The organism is Myxococcaceae bacterium JPH2, assembly GCA_016458225.1.
Taxonomy (GTDB): domain Bacteria; phylum Myxococcota; class Myxococcia; order Myxococcales; family Myxococcaceae; genus Citreicoccus.
This window is the reverse complement of sequence record JAEMGR010000010.1, coordinates 355,827-375,685: the sequence shown is the minus strand read 5'-3', so window position 1 is coordinate 375,685 and position 19,859 is coordinate 355,827. Positions and strand designations below refer to the sequence as shown.

Sequence of the window (19,859 nt, the reverse complement as noted above, 5' to 3'; positions counted from 1 at the left end):
GGCGCGCGGGCACCCTTGGGCTCACGCCGTGGCGGAGCGGACGGCGGCCAGCAGCTCGCCCGAGTCGATCAGGGCGGTGACGGCCTCGATGTCCTTGTGCAGCTCGCGGTCGCGGTCCATGTGCGGCACCTTGCTGCGCACCAGCTCGTACGCGGCGAGCGCGCCCTTGCCCGGCTTCACCGGCAGGCGGAAGTCCAGCGCCTGCGCCGCCACCAGCGTCTCGATGGCAATGCACGAACGCGTGAACTCGGAGACCTGACGTCCCTTGAGCGCCGCCGTCATGCCCATGGACACGTGGTCCTCGCGGCCCGCGGACGACGGGATGGAGTCCACCGAGGCGGGATGGCTGAGCACGCGCGACTCGGCCACCAGCGCCGCGCTCGTCACCTGGGCGATCATGAAGCCCGAGTTGAGGCCGGAGTTCTTCGCGAGGAACGCGGGCAGGCCCGACAGCGACGGGTTCACCAGCTGCTCCACGCGCCGCTCGCTGATGGAGGAGAGCTGGGTGAGCGCCATGGCCACCACGTCCAGCGCGAGCGAGATGGGCTGGCCGTGGAAGTTGCCGCCGGAGACGATCTTCTCCGACTCGGTGAACACGAGCGGGTTGTCGGTGGCGCTGTTGACCTCCACCTCCAGCACGCGGCGGGAGAAGGACAGGCCATCGCGCGCGGCGCCGTGCACCTGGGGCATGCAGCGCAGCGAGTAGGGGTCCTGCACCTTGCTGCAGTTGACGTGCGTCTCTACCAGCTCGCTGCCCTGGAGGATGCGGCGCAGGTGCGCGGCGCAGGCCTGCTGGCCCGGGTGCGCGCGCACCAGATGGATCTCGGGGATGAAGGGCTTGTGGCTGCCCAGCAGCGCCTCCAGCGTCATGGCGCCGGCCACGTCCGCGAGCTGCGAGAGGCTCTCGGCGCGGAGCTGGAGCAGCGTGCCCACCGCGCACATGGCCTGGGTGCCGTTGACGAGCGCGAGGCCTTCCTTCGCCTCCAGGATGACGGGCTTGAGGCCCGCGCGGCTCAGCGCCTGGGTCGCGGGCAGCCGCTGGCCCTGGAAGTACGCCTCGCCCTCGCCGATGAAGACGAGCGCCAGGTGCGCCAGGGGCGCGAGGTCTCCGGACGCGCCCACGCTGCCGCGCTCGGGCACCACCGGCACCACGTCGCGGTTGAGCATCTCCAGCGCCAGCCCGAGCGTCTCGGGGCGGATGCCCGAGTAGCCCTTCGCGAGCACATTGCAACGAAGCAGCAACAGGGCGCGGGCCTCGGGGATGGGCAGCGGGGTGCCCACGCCGCACGCGTGCGACAGGATGAGGTTGCGCTGAAGGTCGCGCAGATCCTTCTTGTCGATGCGGACCTCGGCGAGGGTGCCAAAGCCGGTGTTGATGCCGTAGGACGGGGTGTCGCCGGCGGCGACGCGGTCCACGAGGGCACGGGAGGCGGCCACGCGGGCGGCGGCCTCGGGGGCCAGCTCGACCGTCGCTTCGTTGCGGGCCACCTGGAGGATCTCTTCCAGCTTCAGGGTGTCGCCATCGACAAGGACGCGGGGGCGGGACATATCGGGGTGCTCCAGGATTGCAGTGTGCGAAAGGGCGCGAACGCTAGCTCAAACGCGCGGGGAGGGCAGCGGGCGCTTTACACCCGAAGCCAACCCCTTCTACCGTCCCGCCGGTCTGTCCAGGGAGGAAAGAGGCACCGTGGCCCTCATCGTCCAAAAGTATGGCGGCACCTCGGTCGGTGACACCGAGCGGATGAAGAACGTGGCGCGTCGCTGCATCGCGGCGCAGAAAGCCGGTCATGACGTGGTGGTGGTCGTGTCCGCGATGTCCGGAGAGACGAACCGCCTGCTCAAACTCGTGGCGCAGATCACCGACCGTCCGAGTGAGCGCGAGCAGGACGTGGTGGTGGCCACGGGCGAGCAGGTGTCCATCGGCCTCGTGGCGATGGCCATCCATGCGCAGCGCGGCAAGGCCATGAGCTTCATGGGCCACCAGGTGCGCATCCTCACGGACAGCACGCACGCGAAGGCCCGCATCAAGAGCATCGACGGCGAGCGCATCCACGCGGCGCTGAAGAAGAAACAGATCGTGGTGGTGGCGGGCTTCCAGGGCGTGGACGAGGCGGGGAACATCACCACGCTGGGGCGCGGTGGCTCGGACACGACGGCGGTGGCGCTGGCGGCCGCGCTCAAGGCCGACGCGTGTGAAATCTATACGGACGTCGATGGCGTCTACACCACGGACCCCAACGTGGTGCCCGCCGCGCGCAAGCTGGATCGCATCTCCTACGAGGAGATGTTGGAGCTGGCGAGCGTGGGCGCGAAGGTGTTGCAGATCCGTTCGGTGGAATTCGCGATGAAGTACAAGGTCCCGCTCTGGGTGAAGTCGTCCTTCACCCAGGACCCGGGCACGCTCGTGTGCGAGGAGGACAAGTCCATGGAGGAGGTGCTGGTCAGCGGCATCGCCTATGACAAGAACGAGGCGAAGATCACCGTCTGGGGCGTGCCGGATACGCCGGGGGTGGCGGCGAAGCTCTTTGGCGCGCTCGATGACAAGACCATCGTGGTGGACCTCATCGTCCAGAACGCGTCGAAGGATGGCCGCACCGACCTGAGCTTCACGGTGGGCAAGGCGGACTTCGTCAAGGCGTCGGAGCTGGTGAAGAAGGTCGCCAAGAGCATCAAGGCGGAGGGCGTCGCGGTGGACGACCAGATCGCCAAGGTGTCCATCGTGGGCGTGGGGATGCGCAACCACTCCGGCGTGGCGGCGCGGATGTTCCAGATCCTCTCGAAGGAGGGCATCAACATCCAGATGATCTCCACGTCGGAGATCAAGGTCTCGTGCGTGGTGCACGCCAAGTACACGGAGCTGGCGGTGCGTGCGCTGCACACGGCCTTCGGGTTGGACGCGGTCTCGGGTTCGGAGTCGACGGTCTCCGAGGCCACGGCCCTGAAGGGCGAGAAGGCCTGACGGGTGGCGAGCCGCACCGCCGCGCTCGCGGTCGTCGCATCGGGGTTGGTGGGAGTGGGGTGGGTGGCTCGCTGGACGTGGCCGTCACAGGCCACGTCGTTGGAGTGTGCGTCAGCGGACGTGCGGCTGACGTCCGACGGCGTGGCGACGTGCGGCCCGGGCGAGGTGCCCACGGGAGGTCAGGCGCTCGCGCTCGGGCGGAAGTTGGATCTCAACCGCGCGCTGGAGTCGGAGCTGGCGCGACTCCCAGGCGTGGGGTCGCGGCTGGCTCGGAGTCTCGTGGAGGCACGAGCCGCGCGGGGTGGGTTCACGGACTGGACGCAGGTGGACGCGGTGGCGGGCGTGGGTCCGGCTCGGTTGGAGACCCTGCGTGCGGTCACGGACCTGGGGCCGTCGGCGGTCGATGAGGCCGTGTGGTAAGCACACATCGTGGAGATCGCCTGCCCCCAGTGCTCGATGCAGTATGTCCTGGACCCTCGACTCCTTCCGCCAGGGGGCACGTCGGTCCAGTGCACGGAGTGTCGCCATGTCTTCGTGGCGGCGCCTCCGGGGGCTCAGCTCGTCGGCGTGATGCCGATGGCGGGCGCGACCACGCCGGTTCCGGGTTCTGTTGAGCGCGTCGGGGACTCGACGCTGGCGTTCGGGACTCCGGCGTCCGGTGTGCGGTCCACGCAGATTTTTGGCTCGGCGCTCCAGTCGGGCGCGACGCCCGTGCCGAACGCGACGCAGGGCTTTGGGGCCGTGCCCGCGCGGGACGCCAGGGCGATCGCGGTGGACAGGACCCAGTCGTTCGGGGCGGTGCGCTCGGATGAGGGGCTGGCGCCACTGGGGAAGACGCAAGGCTACGGAGTGTTGTCGCCGGTGGGCGGTGCGCCGAACCCGAGTGGAGTGGCTCCGGGCAACAAGACGAATGTCTTCGGTGCACTCGACGCTCGTTCCGGGCACGGCGCGACGTCACCGAGCAACGCAACGAATGTGTTCGGAGCCGTGGCGCCGACTGGCTCCAGCGTTGCGCCCGGTGGTGCGTCTGCCGGCAACGCGACGAACGTCTTCGGAGCAGTCGCGCCGACGGGCGCCGGTGCAACTTCCGGAGCCGCGGCGCCAGGACACGGGACCCACGTGTTCGGTTCGCTCTCGGACCTGTCTGCGCGCAGCGCCGCGCCGGGGCACGGGACGAACGTCTTCGGGGCCGTAGCGCAGACGGGAGGCACGACGCCGGGGCACGGGACGAACGTCTTCGGCGCGCTCTCGGACTTGTCCCCACGCAGCGCCGCGCCCGTGCCGGGAAACACCACGCGCATCTTCGGGAACACCGCGGGTTCGCAAGGGGCCTCGCCTTCGGGTTCCATCGCCTTGCCGCCCGAGGTCCAGGCCGGACTCGGGCTTCCGTCCACTCCCGATGTGCGGCGAACCGCCATCTTCGGCGCCCCCGCGCACTCGGCGGATTCGAGCGTGCGGCTTCCATACGAGCCGCCGTCCCCGGTGGGCTCGGACACGCTGCGCCCGTTCGCGCCGCTGCCCGCTGTCGAGAGTCCGTCGTCCTCGGGCGCTCGGTCGGGTGTGTCTCGCCGTGGCTCGGTGGACTTGCCTCCTGAGCTGCTCGCCGCGGTGCGCGTCGATTCCGTCGACACGTCTCGGGGCAGCGGGAGCCGGTTGTCCTGGGAGCGATTGTTGTGGGGGCTCGCTGTCGTGGCGGGCTTGGGGTTGAGCACCTTCCTTGCGTACCCCGCGTGGCGCGATCGCAACGCGGACATGCCCGTGGAGGCGGTGAAGGAGAAGGACCGGACCGTGGCGCTGCTGCGGCGCGACGATGCCGCTTCCCGCGAGCAAGCCATCCAAGGACTGCGTGCGCTGACCACCTCCACACCGCGCTACGCCGAGGCGCAGGCCGAGCTTGCCGTGGCGCTCGCGCTGCGGCTCGATGACTCGAAGGCGGAAGCCGAGCGCCTCCGGTGGCGCGCTGAGTTGATCGCTCGACGCATCGCGGAACTCGAGCGGACTCGGGCGGTGGTGGACTGGCAGGCGCGCGTCAACGCCCTCACCGAGGAGCGGACCGCGCTCGGTCGCGACGCGGAGACGCTTCGGGTGTCGATTGTCGAGCGGACCCAGGAACTCGAAGCGCTGATGCAGTCCGTTCGCGCGGCCCCCGAGGTGGAGCCCGCATCGGCCGTGGCAGCACGGGTCAAAGCCCAGGCAGTCCACGCGGCCGTCACCGGCGCGGGGCAAGCGCTGGGGCTCTCCGAGCGCCTGCGGCAAGTGGAGTCCGCGCCCAGTTGGAGCGTGCTGGTCCGCGCCGAATACGGACTCAACGGCGGCTCTCCGCCCGAGTCCCTCGCGGTCACGGTCGCCGAGCTCCAAGCCCTGCGCGAGCGGGATCCGACGTTGATGCGCGCCTATGTGCTGGGTGCTCGGCTGGCGATGAAGCTGCGCGATGACGCCGCCGCGAAGGCGCTGCTGGACGAGGTGCTGGCGCTCAACAACAAGCACGAGCTGGCGCGCCGGCTGCTGGATGACGTCACCCCGACGCTCGCGCGTCCCGCCACGCCCTAGCCCTGGAGAAAGTGCAGGCCGCGCCCGCGGTCTCCTCGCGTGGAGGCCGGATTGCGGGGGCTTGCGCCTGACGGCACGGGCACGCGTCTTGCTGCCTCCCTGGCGGCTTCGAAGGCCGGGGTTCGGGAGGCAAGGTGATGGCGGAGGTCTTCTTCTGGTGCTCGGCGCTGCTGCTCGCGCACACGTATTTTCTCTATCCCTTGTGCCTGTTCGTCCTCGAAGGCATCGCGCGTGTCGCCCAGGACATCCGGCGCATGCGCTCCAAGGACGAGGCGCCGAGCGAGCGGGCGATGGGGCCACTGCCCACGGTCAGCCTCGTCGTCGCGGCCTACAACGAGGCGTCGTGCATCGAGCAGAAGCTCGAGAACAGCCTGGCGCTCGACTATCCGGTGGACCGCTTCGAGGTGTTGATCGGCTCGGATGGCTCATCCGATGGGACGGACGAACTGGTGAGCCAGTGCCGAGATGAGCGGGTGCGTTTGTCTCCGGCGCCGCGCGCGGGCAAGACGACGGTGCTCAACCGCTGCATTCCGACAGCGCGAGGAGACATCGTGCTGCTCTCGGACGCGAACACGATGATCGACGCGGAGGCGGTGCGGCGGATCGTCCGCCACTTCGAGGACCCCGAGGTCGGCGCCGTCTGCGGCAAGCTCAAGCTCTACAACCCCACGAAGCAGGACTACGAAGAGAGCGCCTACTGGAGCTACGAGTCCCTCATCAAGCTGTACGAGGGACGACGGGGCGCGGTGGTAGGTGCCAACGGGGGGCTGTACGCCATCCGTCGCACGCTCTTCACCCTGCTTCCGCCGTCCACCATCGTGGATGACTTCGTGATTCCGCTGCGCATCCTCGAGAAGGGCTTCAAGGTCGTCTACGAGGAAGAGGCCGTCGCGCACGAGGAGACGACGGAGGACTACGGCAAGGAGTTCGGCCGTCGCGCCCGCATCGCCGCTGGCAACTTCCAGAGTCTCCGCATGGTGCCGGGGCTCCTGTTGCCGACCGCGGGCTTCCCGGCGTTCGCGTTCTGGTCGCACAAGCTGCTGCGCTGGTGCGCTCCCGCGCTGATGGCCGCCGCGCTGGTGGCCAACCTCTTCCTGCTCCAGCAGACGTTCTACCGGGTGACGCTGTTCGGCCAGGTGCTGTTCTACGCGCTCGCGCTGCTCGGCAGGGAAGGGGTGCTCAAGCGCGGCACGGCGAAGCGGGTGGCGTCGGTCGCCTACTACTTCGTCACCATGAACCTGGCCATCGTGGTGGGCTTCTGGCGCTTCGTGCGCAACTCGCAGCGCGCGGCGTGGGACCGCACCGCGCGCGCTTCGTGAGGCTCGCTGCGCTTATCGCGCCGCGACCGCGAGGGGCCGAGACGACGCGGGCAGCACGCTGCCGAACGAGGCGAAGAGCTGCCCGGTGAGCACGTGCGGCTGGCCCGGGCCCGGGTTGCGCAGCATGTCGTTGAGCACCGCGCCCGTCTTCGGATCCCTCGGCAGGTTGGGGCGCTCCAGGTTCATCCGGTAGCGCACGACGCCGCGCTTCACCCGGTGGATGACCACCACGGTGCCGTCCGAGCCCACCGTGTCCACCAGGCCCACGTGGGTGAGCCCGTCGTTGCGGCGGCCATCGCGGTTCTGATCGTACGTCTCGCGGAAGAAGACGAGGTCTCCGGGGACGGGACGGCCGTCCGTGTACACGCGGCCGTGGGCCCTCGCGTAGCGGTAGAGCGCGGTGACGCCGTTGTCGCCCGGCTTGATGCTGCCTCGGAAGGAGAGGCCCGCCTGGGCATAGGTGGCCTCCACCAGCCCGGTGCAGTCCGAGGGGAACGTCCGCCCGCCCACGACGACCTGGGGTTGGCCCACCAGTCCCCGCGCCGTGCCGAGCACGACCTCGCGCGGATCGCGAGGGGCGGGGCGCGGGGCCTCCTGCCGAGCGGGCGGAGTGGCGCGGGGCCGCTGAGCAACCCCGGGCTTCGAGGTCTTCACCGGAGCAGGTGCCGGGCGCTGAGGCCGGCGAGCCACCTGCGGCGGCGTGGCGGGGACGTCCTCCGACAGCGGCGCGCGGGGGAAGGCCGGGGGAGACGCGGACCGGTAGCGGACGGGCTCGGCGGCCACCCAGCCGCCCACGGGTGAGCCCGTGGCACAGCCCGTCGTCACCGCGATGATCGCCAGCAGCGCGCCCAGCCTCATGACAACCTCCCTGTAGCGTCCTGGGTGCCGATGCTCGGCCCAGCTCGGTGTGTCGTCAAAAAACCTACCCAGCCAGCCGAACGGCGGGCCTCGGGTTTGCCGCGCGGGGCGGGTGGGGTATGGCTGGACGCGAATGCCACGACTTCGCCGTGCCCTTGTCGTCCTGCTGCTGGCCTCCGGGTGTGTGCCCTCTGCGTACGAGCGCGCGACCCAGGTGGACACCGTGCAGGGCTACCGCGACTTCCTGCGCGCCAACCCGAAGCACGCGGACGCGGACGCCGCCGAGGCGCGTCTGGAGGAGCTGGAGTTCGAGGACGCCAAGCGGCTGCATTCGGTGATTGCCTACAAGCGCTTCCTGGAGACGTACCCGGAGGCGGCCCAGGCGCGCACGGCTCGGACGTTGCTGGAGGGCCTTCGCTTCAATGCCGCGAAGGAGGCGAACAGCGCCTCGGCGTGGCGTCAGTTCCTCGCGGACCACCCGGACGGCGCCCACAAGGACGAGGCGCGGGCGGAGCTGCTCACGTGCGAGCAGCGAGAGCTGGCCGACGGCACCGACGCGCAGCGGCTGGCGTCCCTCATGCGCGAGGCGCCGGAGGATCCGCGCCGCCAGGAGCTGGAGGCGCGCCTGGATGATCAGTCCTTCACGCGGGCCTCGGGGGCGACGCCGCTGTTCGCCTACCTGAAGCAGTACCCGGCGGGGCGGCACCGCGAAGAGGCGCGTGTCCGGCTGCTGGAGCTGGAGGTGGAGGGGCTGCTCGTCTCGGGGCTGGTGGACGAGGCCGAGGCGAAGGTGAAGGGGCATCCCCTGGGGCCCAAGCTGACGCGGTTCCCGGCGCGGCTCGCCCAGGCGCGCGCGGAGCAGGCCGCGTTCCAGCGCCCGGAGCCGCTCGTGCGGGCCTCGCTGCCGGGCCACTACCTGCGGGGCGTGGAGGATCTCCAGCGGGCGCTCGTGGCGCCGGATCCGCTGGACCGCTGGCAGGCCGCGCAGGAGCTGGGACAGCACGTCACGGTGCGCGTGTTGGATCCGTTGCTGGAGGCGCTGCGCTCGGCGCGCAACCCGCTGATCCGCCAGAACGCGCTCGCGTCGCTGCGCACGGTGCTCACGGCGCTGCCTCCGGAGGTGGCCGAGTACGAGGTGGCCAGCCGCCTGGAGGGACTCCACGAGCGCGCGAGCAGCGCGGAGATGTACCTCACGGAGGCCGCGCTCCTGGACCTGCGCGGGCAGTTGGAGCTGGCGGCCACCGAGTATCAGCGGGCCTTCGACGCCGGGTCGCCGGATCCGGTCGTGCTGTGGCGGTGGATCCACATCCGCGAGGAGCGGAAGCAGCCCTTCTCCGCGGCCGTGGCGGCGCGACAGCTCGCGCTGTGGGCGCAGGACGTGGCCCGGGAGCAGACCGTGTCCTCCGAGGGGGGAGTGCCCCTGGCCGCCGCGCGTCAGTTGTGCGCCGCGGTGGTGGACGCCCGCCTCGCCACGCAGGCCATCGCGCGTGCTCGCGCCGCCCGCACCGAGTTCTCCGAGGACCTGGCGACCTTCGAGCGCACCGCGACGGATGCGCTGCGGCTGGCCGAGGCCCGGCTGGCGGACGCGGAGCTGCTGCTGCGACAGCAGACCCCCAACGCCCGCACGTGCGCGGACGAGCAGGTGGGAGAGCGGCTGGCGCAGGGCGTGACGGAGCGCTCGGCGGCGTTGCAGGCCGTGAGCGCGAAGCTGCCCCAGCAGGTGGGCCGCATCCTGTTGGAGCGCGCGAAGGACCGGGATCCTTCGCCCGAGGTGCGCGCGGTGGCCGCTGCCCGTCTCGCATCCGCGCCGAAGCCCTGATCCAACACTGGCACGCGCGCGGCTGGCGATTAGAGTCTCCGCGCCCATGCTCACGCGCGCGCCCTCGTCGATTCAGCCTCCAGCGACGCCCTCGCTGGGCATCGACTACGCCGCGCTCCTCAACGCCGAGCAGCTCGCGGCGGTCGAGGCGGATCCAGGCCCCGTGCTCGTCATCGCCGGGGCGGGCTCGGGCAAGACGCGCACCCTGACGTTCCGCGTGGCGCGGATGCTGGAGCGCGGGGTGTCGCCAGACGGCATCCTCCTGCTCACCTTCACCAACAAGGCCGCGCGAGAGATGACCCGGCGCGTGGAGGAGCTGGCGGGCGCCGTGGTGGACACGCGGCGCATCCTGGCTGGCACCTTCCATCACGCCGCGCACCTCTTGCTGCGGCAGTACGCGGGGCTGCTCGGCTTCTCGCGCGGCTTCACCGTGCTGGACCGCGAGGACTCGCGCGACCTCATGTCCACGTGCCTGGCGGAGCGCAAGCTCAAGAGCGACAAGCGCTTTCCCAGGGCCGACGCGGTGCTGGACGTGGTGTCACTGGCCACGAACCTCCAGCAGCCGGTGTCGCGTGTGCTGGTGGAGCGCCGGCCTCAGTTCCTGCCCGTGGCCCCCGAGATGTTCGCCACCGCCGCGCGCTTCCAGCAGCGCAAGGCGCAGATGCACCTGATGGACTACGACGACCTTCTGGCGCACCTGAAGCGCCTCCTGGTCGAGCACGCGTCCGTCCGCGCGGAGCTCACCGAGCGCTTCCAGTGCGTGCTCGTGGATGAGTACCAGGACACCAACCCGCTCCAGGGCGACCTCGTCGACCTCCTGGCGGGGGAGCGCAAGAACCTCACCGTGGTGGGCGACGACTGCCAGTCCATCTACAGCTTCCGAGGCGCGGAGCTGTCCAACATCGTCGACTTCCCGGTGCGCTACCCGGGCTGCGCGCTGCATCCGCTCACGCGCAACTACCGCTCGACGCCGGAGATCCTCCGGCTGGCCAACGCCTCCATCGCGAAGAACACGCGCCAGTTCCCCAAGGCCCTGACGGCCGAGCGCCCCGCGGGCGTGATGCCGCGCGTCGTCGGCACGCTGGACGGACTGGAGCAGGCCGCGTTCGTGGCCCAGCGCGTCCACGCGCTGCGCGAGCAGGGACTGAGCCTGGAGGACATGGCCGTCCTGTACCGGGCGCACAGCCACTCGCTGGAGCTGCAGCTGGAGCTGACCCGGCGAGACATCCCGTTCCGCGTGCGCTCCGGGGTGCGCTTCTTCGAGCAGGCCCACGTGAAGGACGTGCTCGCCTACCTGAAGCTGGTGCACAACCCGGCGGACGAGCTGGCCTTCAAGCGGATCATCCAGCGCGTGCCCGGCGTGGGCTCCGCGAGCGCCGAGCACCTGTGGACCGCCCTGCGCGCGCTCCCCGAGGGCATCTCCTTGGCCGAGGGGCTCGGTCGCTCGGAGGTGCGCGCCCTCGTGCCGCGCAAGGCCACCGAGGGCTTCGGGCGCTTCGCCCAGGTGCTGGGCGTCCTCACCCGGCCCGAGGCCGCGCGCGCGCCCGGCACCCTCATCGAGGCCGTGCTGTCCGGGGGCTACGCCGAGCAGCTCCGGGCGGAGTTCTCCGAGGAGGAGCGCCGCGAGGACGACCTGCGTCAGCTCGCGGAGTTCGCCGCCCGCTTCGAGGACCTGTCGCACTTCCTGGCCGACATCGCGCTGGTGGCCGAGTTCTCGGCGCGCGGCGCCTTGGGCGGAGAGGCTCCGGAGACGCAGCTCACGCTCTCCACCGTGCACCAGGCCAAGGGGCTGGAGTGGCGGGCCGTGTTCGTCCTCTGGCTGATCGAGGGCCGGTTTCCGCTCACCGCGGTCGCCCGGCTGCCGGAGGACGAGGAGGAAGAGCGCCGCCTCTTCTACGTCGCGGTCACCCGGGCCCGGGACGAGCTGGCCCTGGTCTACCCCGAGTCGTCCCGGCCTCGGGACGGGGAGCGGGTCCTCCTCCGGGTATCCCGGTTCATCGAGGAACTGCCCACCGGGGAGGAGGCGCCGTATGCGCGCAACACCCCGTCGCCCGCGGGGGCGGTGGCGGAGGTCTCGGACGCGCCACCGGAGGCGCTTCCGCCCCGCTCCCTGGAAGGCCCCGAGGGGGAGGACCGCCCATAAACGCGCACGACCGTGCGCGACGTGATACAGAGTCAAGCCGGGCGTGCTCCCCCCTGGCCCACGCCCCAGAACTTCATGGCGGACAGACCTCGCATCGTCGGGATTGACCTGGGCACCACCAACACGCTGGTGGCCTCCGTGCGCAACCGCATCCCGAAGATTGTCCCCACGGACCGTGGCAATCTCATCCTCCCCTCGGTGGTAGCGCTGTCGGGGAAGGGGGACCTCCTGGTGGGTGGCGTGGCCAAGGATCAAATGGTCACCAACCCCCGGAACACGCTCTGGGGCACCAAGCGGTTGATCGGCCGCAAGTTCCACTCGAAGGCGGTGGAGGACCTCAAGGGGTACTTCCCCTACGACATCGTCGAGGGCACCAACGGAGACGCCGCCGTCACCGCGGGGGGCAAGCTGTACACGCTCCCGCAGATCTCCAGCTTCGTGCTGTCGCAGCTCAAGACGATCGCGGAGCAGTTCCTGGGCGGCCCCATCGACGCGGCCGTCATCTCCGTGCCGGCCTACTACAACGACAACCAGCGCAACGCGGTGAAGGAGGCCGGGCGGCTGGCCGGCTTCGACGTGAAGCGCATCGTCAACGAGCCCACCGCGGCGGCGCTGGCCTATGGCTTCAACCGGGGCCTGGATCAGAAGATCCTCGTCTATGACCTGGGCGGCGGCACCTTCGACGTGAGCGTGCTGCACCTGGCCGGCAACGTCTTCGAGGTGCTGGCCACCGGCGGCGACACGTTCCTCGGCGGTGCGGACTTCGACAACCGGGTGATGGAGTACGTGCTGGAGCGCTTCCGCGAGGAGACCAAGGTCGACCTCTCCGAGAGCCCCATCGCCCTGCAGCGCATCAAGAACGCCGCCGAGGCGGCGAAGATCGACCTGACCCTCATCCCCAACGTCGTCATCGACCTGCCGTACATCGAGGAGCGCAAGGGCAAGCCGCTCGACCTGCGCATCCCCCTCACGCGCGAGCAGCTGAACGCGCTGACCGGGGACCTGGTGGACCGCACGTTCGAGATCTGCGACCGCGTGCTGGAAGAGAAGGGCATCGCCCGCTCGGAGATCGACGAGGTCATCCTGGTGGGTGGCCAGAGCCGCATGCCGCTCGTGCAGCACAAGATCCAGACGCACTTCGGCAAGCCTCCGCGCAAGGGCGTGCACCCCGACGAGTGCGTGGCCCTGGGGGCGGCGCTCCTGGGGGACTCGCTGGGCAGCATCGACGCGGTGACGCTGCTGGACGCGCTGTCCATGCCCATTGGCTACGCCCTGCCCAACGGCCGGGTGAAGCGCATCATCGAGAAGAACTCGCTCATCCCCATGGTGAAGAGCTTCCGCCTGCCGCCTCCCAAGGACGCGGGCTCGCCCTTCATCGAGCTGGACATCTTCCAGGGGGACAGCGACCTGATGGTCGACAACGAGTACCTGGGCACCGTCCGGGTGCCCGCCGCGGCTGCGGGGCGGAAGATCGACTTCCGGCTCACCGAGGAGTGTCTCCTCCAGGTGACCGTGGAGGACGCCAGCGGCATGCGCAAGGTGGACCTGGCGACGCGCGACACGCCCGAGGCGCTGAAGAAGGCGCTTCAGGAGGCGGCGGCTCGCACGCCCCCGCAGGCGCAGAGCGCCTCGGGGAGCAGCGACGACCGGGGGCTCCTCTCCAGCATCAAGAGCATCTTCCGTAGAGGTTAGAGAAGCGATGCCGAAGTTTCCGTCGAAGGAGTGGGTGGCCGAGGCAGTCCGGCTCACCAACGCGGATCCCGAGTGCGCCGTGGCCGGCAAGGGCTGGGTGGGCGACTTCGGGGCAGTGGTGGAGGCCGAGCCGGGCAAGCTGGCGAAGTCCTTCGTCGTCCACGTCGTCCCAGGCGATTGCCGCATCCAGAAGGCCCGGGTGCTGGATGATCCTGACGACCTGGACGAGCTGGAGCCGGCGTACCTGGCCCGCGCGCCGTATTCCGTCTGGAAGCAACTGCTGCTGGGCACGTTGGATCCCGTGGAGGCCGTCCTCAAGCGGCGCATCTCCATGAAGGGCGACCTGCAGCCGCTCATCGAGCGCATGCGCTACAAGGGCATCGCCGACCGCGTCTTCGCCCAGCTTCAGACCGAGTTCATCGACGGGCCGTGAGCGCGGCCGGGGAGGCGTCACGTGGGACTCAAGGACGACTTGAAGAAGCAGGCCCTTCGCCTGTCCGGCAAGGCCATGGAGAAGCTCATGGCCGACGAGGGCCGGGCCATGGCCATCGCCACCACCATTGGCCGGGTCCAGCGCGGAAAGCAGGCGCTCGACCGGGGCCAGGAGGAGCTGATGAAGGCCTTCCACTTCGCGCCCAAGAGCGAGTTCAAGTCCGTGGGCAAGCAGCTCGCCGGCCTGAAGCGCCGCCTGCGCGAGCTGGATGAGAAGCTCGGCGACCTCTCGGACGAGTGAGCACGAAATAGCGTTGACACTGGCGCGGGCGAATGGCATTTACCGCCGCGTTCGTCGCGCCGCTGGCGGCGGGCAGCAAAGCAGTCGGGCGTATAGCTCAGCGGTAGAGCACTGCCTTCACACGGCAGGGGTCGCAGGTTCAAACCCTGCTGCGCCCATCAAGAACGAAGCCGTGAGTCCTCCTGGGACTCACGGCTTTTTTCTTTTGGCCATTGCCCTGGGGGGCCTCCCACTGTTGGTTCCTCGGCCTGGGTCTGGGCGGTCCCGTTGGGGGGCGCCAAGAGCCCATGCCACGCTGGCCGGGTGCCGAGGTCACTGCGATTCACATGGGATCTGCAGGGGAAGGCGCTCGTGAGTGCCCCGCCCCCGGATGATGTGCTGGCGGACTACCTCACCCTGGAGCTGCGGCCGGATGTCTCGGCGGTTCAGCGACTGCTTCGGGTGACGCGCGCGGTCCGGGACGGGCAGCGGGAGCGCTGGGCCGTCCCGGGCGAGGGCTGGAGCCTGGACCTGTCACGGGCCCGGGCCTCCATCCACTGCGAGACGACCATCCCCGGGCGCGTCCTCCACCTGCCGCTGGAGGAGTTCGAGGAGGTCGTCGTCGCCTGGCTCCAGTTCCTGGAGCTGTCCCTGGCGCACTGAGGCGTGCGCCGGGGCGTCAGGACTCGCTGGCGCGCGGCGCGTGACGCGCCTTGAGCAGCGAGGCCACGATGCTCGCGCCCAGCAGCGCCGCGATGATGCCCAGCGACAGGGCGGGCGGGATCTTCACCACGTCGATGAGCGCCATCTTCGCGCCCACGAAGATGAGCACGCCGGACAGGCCCACCTTCAGGTAGCTGAACTTCTCCACCATGCCGGCCATGAGGAAGAACAGCGAGCGCAGGCCGAGGATGGCGAAGATGTTCGAGGTGAAGACGAGGAACGGATCCCGCGTGACGGCGAAGATGGCCGGGATGGAGTCGAGCGCGAAGAGCACGTCCGACGCCTCGACGAGCAAGAGGGCCATGAGCAGCGGGGTGGCCAGCTTGCGGCCGTTCTCCACGGTGAGGAAGCGCTGCCCGTCATAGCGGTTCGTGGAGGGGATGACGCGCCGAGCGGCCTTCATCAGCCAGCCGTCCTCGGGGTGCTCCTCCTTGTTGCGCTGCAGGAAGAGCTTGGCGCCCGTGAGGATGAGGAACGCGCCGAAGACGTAGATGAGCCAGTGGAAGCGCTCCAGCATGGCCACGCCGGCGAAGATCATCACCGCGCGCAGCACGAGCGCGCTGAGGATGCCCCAGAACAGGACGCGGTGCTGGTAGAGCGAGGGGATCCCCAGCGCCGAGAAGATGACGACGAAGACGAAGATGTTGTCGACGGAGAGGGACTTCTCGATGAGGTAGCCGGTGAGGAACTGCATCCCCGGCTCGGGCCCGAACTTCCACCAGATGCCCACGTTGAAGAGCAGGGCCAGGCTCACCCAGACGGCGCTCCACGCGAGCGCCTCCTTCATCTTGATTTCATGAGCCTTGCGGTGGAACACGCCCAGGTCCAGGGCCAGCATCGCGATGACGAAGGCGATGAAGCCGCCCCACAGCAGGGGGCTGCCCACGGTTTGTATTGAGTCCATCTCGGTTCTCCGGTGCTCTCGAACGGGGTGTGGGGCGCCGGGAAGACGCCGAAAGGTGGGGGAGGGAATGCGCCCCTCGCCCCACCGCGTGGGCTCGCCGATCCGCGGCGAGGAGGGGTTCAGCCGAAGCGCGCGGAGGGCGCGTCCCAGCTCGAATAGGGGGCAGGGCGCGTGGCCAGGGCACGCAGCCGGCGGGCGCGCTCCTCGATGCGCGGGTGGGTGGAGAAGAGGTTGAGGATGCCCTCCACGCCCGCGAACGGGTTGACGATGAACAGGCTCGCGGTGGCCGGACGCGGCGGCGCGGGGATGTGCTCCGCGCCCGCCTGGAGCTTCTCCAGGGCCCGGGCGAGCGCCTCCGGGTCTCCGCTGATGCGCGCGCCCGTCTCGTCCGCCAGGAACTCGCGCGAGCGCGAGATGCCGAGCTGGATCAACGTGGCGGCGATCGGCGCCACCAGCGCCAGCATCAGCGACTGGATGGGCGAGAAGCCCTCCTCCGAGTCGTCATCGCTCCGCGCCCCGGCCAGCGCGGTGGCGAAGCTGGCCGCGTGCGCCAGGTACGTCACGGCGGCGGCCACCGTGGCGGCGATGGTGGACAGGAGGATGTCCCGGTTCTTGATGTGGGCCAGCTCGTGGGCAATCACCCCACGCAGCTCGCGCTCGTTGAGCAGGTGGAGCAGTCCCGTCGTGACGGCCACCACGCCCTTGTCGGGGTTGCGGCCGGTGGCGAAGGCATTGGGCTGGGCCTCGTCCATGAGGAAGACGCGAGGCATGGGCAGCTGCGCACTGTGCGCCAGCTCCGCCACCATGCGGTGGAGTCCCGGCGCCTCGCTCGGGGACACCTCGCGCGCGCCGTGCATGGCGAGCACCAGTCGGTCCGAGAAGAAGTACGCCCCGACGTTCATCACCACCGCCAGCAGCAGCGCGATGGGCAGGAAGCCTTTTCCGAGCGCGCCTCCCAACGTGACGAGGAGGGTCGACAGGATGCCGAGCAGCAGGACGGTCTTGAGTTGGTTCTTCATGGCATCTCCCGCCCGCGAATCAGGTGCGGGGCGACGCTTGAGATAAGGGCCGGGTCATTCTTCGACAAATAGAGAATCTGGTCGGGATGCTTCGAGAAAACAGAAGTCTGGGCCGGGGCGAGGCAAGGGCCTGGCGGGGGAGCGGGGCGGCTGCCGCTCGGGCACTGGCGCAGATGTTGGGAAGTGTTCAGGGGAGGGGTGGGTTCGAGCCATCCCGGCTGAATCGTCACCACCGGGCCGAAGAGAGCAGCCAGCCGTTCAGGGCTCCCACGGGCGCGAGGTGTCCGGGAGCGCGGGCGGTGCGGTGAGGATGTCGCGGCGGTCGTCGCCGTGGCTCTCGCCCTCTCTTGGTCCCCAGGACAAGGACCCCGCTTGCTCCGGAATCGTAAGTTCGTCTCGACCTGTGCCACCGCGCTGACGCTGACCTTGCTGGGCTGTGGCTCCGCCAGCGGAGGGACCACCCCGTCGTCCCCCGATGACGTGGGCACGGTCAGCCCGCCGAGCACCACGCCGCCCGACCCCACGCCGAACGTCCCCACCGAGCCCACGCCAACCCCCACGCCGGATCCAACTCCAACGCCGACGCCGGATCCGACGCCCACGCCCACGCCGGATCCGACGCCCACCCCGACGCCGGATCCGACCCCCACGCTCACGAAGGACGGCTTCGGCGTCACGCAGCTCTACCCCAGCCTCCCCGGTGGCGAGTCCTGGTCGCTGGCGGACGGCGCCACGAGCGACAAGCGGTTCGATCCGCAGGACACCATCACGCGCAACGCGGATGGCTCGTGGAAGATGCGCAGCACCAAGGTCCGCATGGAGGTCTTCACCTCCACGGGCTACGACCAGAAGGCCATCCCCACGTATGACCGGGACGTGTTGGCGGACCGCGGCTACATGCAGGCGCCCAACGACTGGAAGAACGTGGAGATGACCGGCTTCATGAAGGTGAACGCCGTGTCGAACTCGGCGGACAACTTCGCGTGGTACGCGCGCGGCGGGACGCACAACGACAACTACTCGGGCTGCGAGGGCAGCAGCTACAAGGGCGGTCTGCATTACGACGGCCGCGTGCGCTGGGAGAAGGAGACGTGGCACGTCTCCTACGACAACGTGCCTTACAAGACCGCCACCACGTCGCTGCTCGGGCGGTGGGTCGGCTTCAAGGCCGTGATGCGCAACATCACCGGCACCGCGGGCCCCGCGGTGAAGCTGGAGCTGTATCTGAATGACAACGCGGACAAGGTCACCTGGAAGAAGGTCTACGACCTGACCGACGATGGGGCATGGGGCGGTGACGCGCAGCACTGTGGCGGCAGCGTGCCCAAGATGCCCATCTCCTGGGGCGGCCCCATCGCCACGTTCCGCTGGGACAGCGCCACGGACGTGGACTTCAAGTGGATGAGCGTCCGCGAGATCCAGCCGTAGTCGTTCGCGCCTCGACACCCGCCCGCGACTGTCGGGCAGGTGGCCGGCGGGAGGAGAGGGTCGCAGCCTTTCCTCCCGCCAACGCACATCTCCGAGGGGCGACGTTCATGCACATCACCTTCCTGGGCCACGCTGGCTTCGCGGTCGAGACCGCTGGAACGCTCGTGGTCATGGACCCATGGCTGTCTCCGAAGGGTGCCTTTGACTCGGCCTGGATGCAGCTGCCGCGCAACCACCACCTGGCCTCGCTGGTGCGCGAGAAGCTGGAGACGCCCGGGGTCGAGCGGTTCCTCTACATCAGCCACGAGCACAAGGACCATTTCGACCCGGAGTTCCTCGCGACCCTCCGTCGCCGCGACTTCACGGTCATCGTCCCGCGGTTCCGCCGCTCCGAGCTGCAGGACATCTTCGCCCGCTACGGCTGCAAGCGCGTCATCGCCTGCGAGGACGGACGGGAGCTGCCGATCAAGAACGGCTACATCAAGCTCTTCCTGTCCGAGCAGGGCACCAACCGCGACTCGGCCTTGCTCGTGCGCGGAGATGGGCACTGCTTCCTGAACCTCAACGACTGCAAGCTGCATGATCGCCTGGCGCGCGTGTCGGCCGAGGACGGGCCCATCGACGTGTTCTCCGCCCAGTTCTCCGGCGCCATCTGGCACCCCACCTGTTACGAGTACCCGCCCGAGAAGTACTCGGAGGTCGCGCGCAGCAAGCGCGACAGCAAGTTCGAGGCGGTGGCGCGCGCGCTGGAGGCCATTCGCCCCGCGGCCTACATCGCGGCGGCGGGGCCGGCGTGCTTCCTCGACCCCGCGCTGTACGCGCTGAACTTCGAGGAGGTGAACATCTTCCCGCGCGCCCCGGACCTGTTCTCCTTCCTGGAGCAGCGCCTGCCGGAGGTCCCCGTCCGCTACCTGGAGCCCATGCCCGGGGACGTGCTGGAGGTCGGCTCGCTGGCGTACTCGTCGCTCGCCACCGAGCGCGTCACCTCGGAGAACCTCCACGAGTACCTGCGCACCTATGCCGAATCCCAGGCCCAGGTGTTCCGAGAGCGGCGTCGCAACCTGCTGCTCGCCGAGGTCGATGAGATTCACGAGCGGCTGCGCGTGGAGCTTCAGCGCAAGCTGGACCTGTTGGATCTGCACGACCGCGTGAAGATGCCCATGTACGTCGAGGTCGCGGAGGTGCCCGAGCGCCTGCTGCGGGTGGACTTCCAGGGGCGGCGCGTGGACGTCGTCTCGGAGATCCTCGATGGCGAGCGGTACACGATGAAGGTCAACGCGTGGGACATCTCGCGCGTGTTGGATCGCAAGCTCAACTGGGAGGACTTCCTGCTCTCCTTCCGCATGCGCTTGAGCCGCATCCCGGATGTCTACGAGCCCATCGTCCACGGCTTCCTGGGCGTGGAGATCGAGGACATGCGCGCGTTCTGCGAGGGCCTGCGCGCCACGGAGGCGCAGCGCGAGCGCACCGTGGTGACCGCCGGACGCCAGCGCTACTCCATCCAGCGCTACTGCCCTCACCAGGGGGCGGACCTCGCCGAGGGTTGGGTGGAGGAGGACCGCTTCCTCGTGTGCCCTCGGCACCGCTGGCAGTTCGACCTGGAGGCCCAGGGGCACTGCCCGATGAATGGCTCCACCGTGTGCGCGCTGCCGCTCCAGGACGAGGAGGGCGAGGAGGACACGGACAGCGTGCGCGCGCCCCCGCCGGACGCGCAGCCCCGTTACTGACGAAGC

The 19,859-nt window shown here is 69.7% G+C and carries 15 protein-coding genes, 1 tRNA gene and 1 pseudogene; 13 read left to right on the top strand and 4 right to left on the bottom strand.

The window, feature by feature from the left end:
- Positions 1 to 21 precede the first annotated feature (21 nt).
- Entirely contained in the window at positions 22 to 1,548 is a 1,527-nt protein-coding gene (hutH, locus tag JGU66_18985) for a histidine ammonia-lyase (protein ID MBJ6762853.1), read from the bottom strand.
- Positions 1,549 to 1,687: 139 nt separating this feature from the next.
- On the opposite strand from hutH, the gene JGU66_18980 reads away from it, so the two are divergent.
- The 4 genes from JGU66_18980 to JGU66_18965 all read left to right on the top strand — a co-directional run bounded on the left by JGU66_18980 (position 1,688) and on the right by JGU66_18965 (position 6,828).
- A complete protein-coding gene (locus tag JGU66_18980; protein ID MBJ6762852.1) occupies positions 1,688 to 2,959 on the top strand; it encodes an aspartate kinase in 1,272 nt (423 codons plus the stop codon).
- A 3-nt stretch (positions 2,960 to 2,962) separates the two neighbouring features.
- The gene (locus JGU66_18975; GenBank protein ID MBJ6762851.1) at positions 2,963 to 3,379 is read left to right on the top strand and encodes a helix-hairpin-helix domain-containing protein; all 417 of its coding nucleotides are present in this window, start codon (positions 2,963 to 2,965) and stop codon (positions 3,377 to 3,379) included.
- 9 nt (positions 3,380 to 3,388) lie between these two features.
- Positions 3,389 to 5,509, top strand: coding sequence for a zinc-ribbon domain-containing protein (locus tag JGU66_18970; protein MBJ6762850.1), 2,121 nt, complete (start codon positions 3,389 to 3,391; stop codon positions 5,507 to 5,509).
- A 137-nt stretch (positions 5,510 to 5,646) separates the two neighbouring features.
- A complete protein-coding gene (locus JGU66_18965; protein ID MBJ6762849.1) occupies positions 5,647 to 6,828 on the top strand; it encodes a glycosyltransferase family 2 protein in 1,182 nt (393 codons plus the stop codon).
- A gap of 12 nt (positions 6,829 to 6,840) precedes the next feature.
- Here the strand turns inward: JGU66_18965 and JGU66_18960 are convergent, their stop codons facing one another.
- Entirely contained in the window at positions 6,841 to 7,686 is an 846-nt protein-coding gene (locus JGU66_18960; GenBank protein ID MBJ6762848.1) for a C40 family peptidase, read from the bottom strand.
- A gap of 133 nt (positions 7,687 to 7,819) precedes the next feature.
- Between JGU66_18960 and JGU66_18955 the strand changes: the two genes are divergently transcribed.
- The 7 genes from JGU66_18955 to JGU66_18925 all read left to right on the top strand — a co-directional run bounded on the left by JGU66_18955 (position 7,820) and on the right by JGU66_18925 (position 14,715).
- Complete coding sequence (locus JGU66_18955; GenBank protein ID MBJ6762847.1) at positions 7,820 to 9,505, top strand: HEAT repeat domain-containing protein; 1,686 nt, start codon at positions 7,820 to 7,822, stop codon at positions 9,503 to 9,505.
- A gap of 46 nt (positions 9,506 to 9,551) precedes the next feature.
- Positions 9,552 to 11,648, top strand: coding sequence for an ATP-dependent helicase (locus JGU66_18950; protein ID MBJ6762846.1), 2,097 nt, complete (start codon positions 9,552 to 9,554; stop codon positions 11,646 to 11,648).
- A 75-nt stretch (positions 11,649 to 11,723) separates the two neighbouring features.
- The gene (locus tag JGU66_18945) at positions 11,724 to 13,340 is read left to right on the top strand and encodes an Hsp70 family protein (protein ID MBJ6762845.1); all 1,617 of its coding nucleotides are present in this window, start codon (positions 11,724 to 11,726) and stop codon (positions 13,338 to 13,340) included.
- 7 nt (positions 13,341 to 13,347) lie between these two features.
- Positions 13,348 to 13,773: a hypothetical protein gene (locus tag JGU66_18940; protein ID MBJ6762844.1), complete on the top strand. Its 426-nt coding sequence runs from the start codon at positions 13,348 to 13,350 to the stop codon at positions 13,771 to 13,773.
- 21 nt (positions 13,774 to 13,794) lie between these two features.
- A complete protein-coding gene (locus JGU66_18935; GenBank protein MBJ6762843.1) occupies positions 13,795 to 14,073 on the top strand; it encodes a hypothetical protein in 279 nt (92 codons plus the stop codon).
- Positions 14,074 to 14,159: 86 nt separating this feature from the next.
- A tRNA-Val gene (locus JGU66_18930) sits at positions 14,160 to 14,231 on the top strand.
- Positions 14,232 to 14,424: 193 nt separating this feature from the next.
- Positions 14,425 to 14,715, top strand: a complete 291-nt coding sequence (locus JGU66_18925; GenBank protein MBJ6762842.1) for a hypothetical protein — start codon at positions 14,425 to 14,427, stop codon at positions 14,713 to 14,715.
- A 16-nt stretch (positions 14,716 to 14,731) separates the two neighbouring features.
- Here the strand turns inward: JGU66_18925 and JGU66_18920 are convergent, their stop codons facing one another.
- Both JGU66_18920 and JGU66_18915 read right to left on the bottom strand, forming a co-directional pair.
- Positions 14,732 to 15,679, bottom strand: coding sequence for a TerC family protein (locus tag JGU66_18920; protein ID MBJ6762841.1), 948 nt, complete (start codon positions 15,677 to 15,679; stop codon positions 14,732 to 14,734).
- 119 nt (positions 15,680 to 15,798) lie between these two features.
- Positions 15,799 to 16,698, bottom strand: coding sequence for a zinc metalloprotease HtpX (locus JGU66_18915; GenBank protein ID MBJ6762840.1), 900 nt, complete (start codon positions 16,696 to 16,698; stop codon positions 15,799 to 15,801).
- Positions 16,699 to 17,340: 642 nt separating this feature from the next.
- Between JGU66_18915 and JGU66_18910 the strand changes: the two are divergent.
- Positions 17,341 to 18,126: pseudogene (locus JGU66_18910) on the top strand (carbohydrate-binding protein).
- A gap of 107 nt (positions 18,127 to 18,233) precedes the next feature.
- A complete protein-coding gene (locus JGU66_18905; protein ID MBJ6762839.1) occupies positions 18,234 to 19,853 on the top strand; it encodes an MBL fold metallo-hydrolase in 1,620 nt (539 codons plus the stop codon).
- The last annotated feature ends 6 nt before the right edge of the window (positions 19,854 to 19,859 follow it).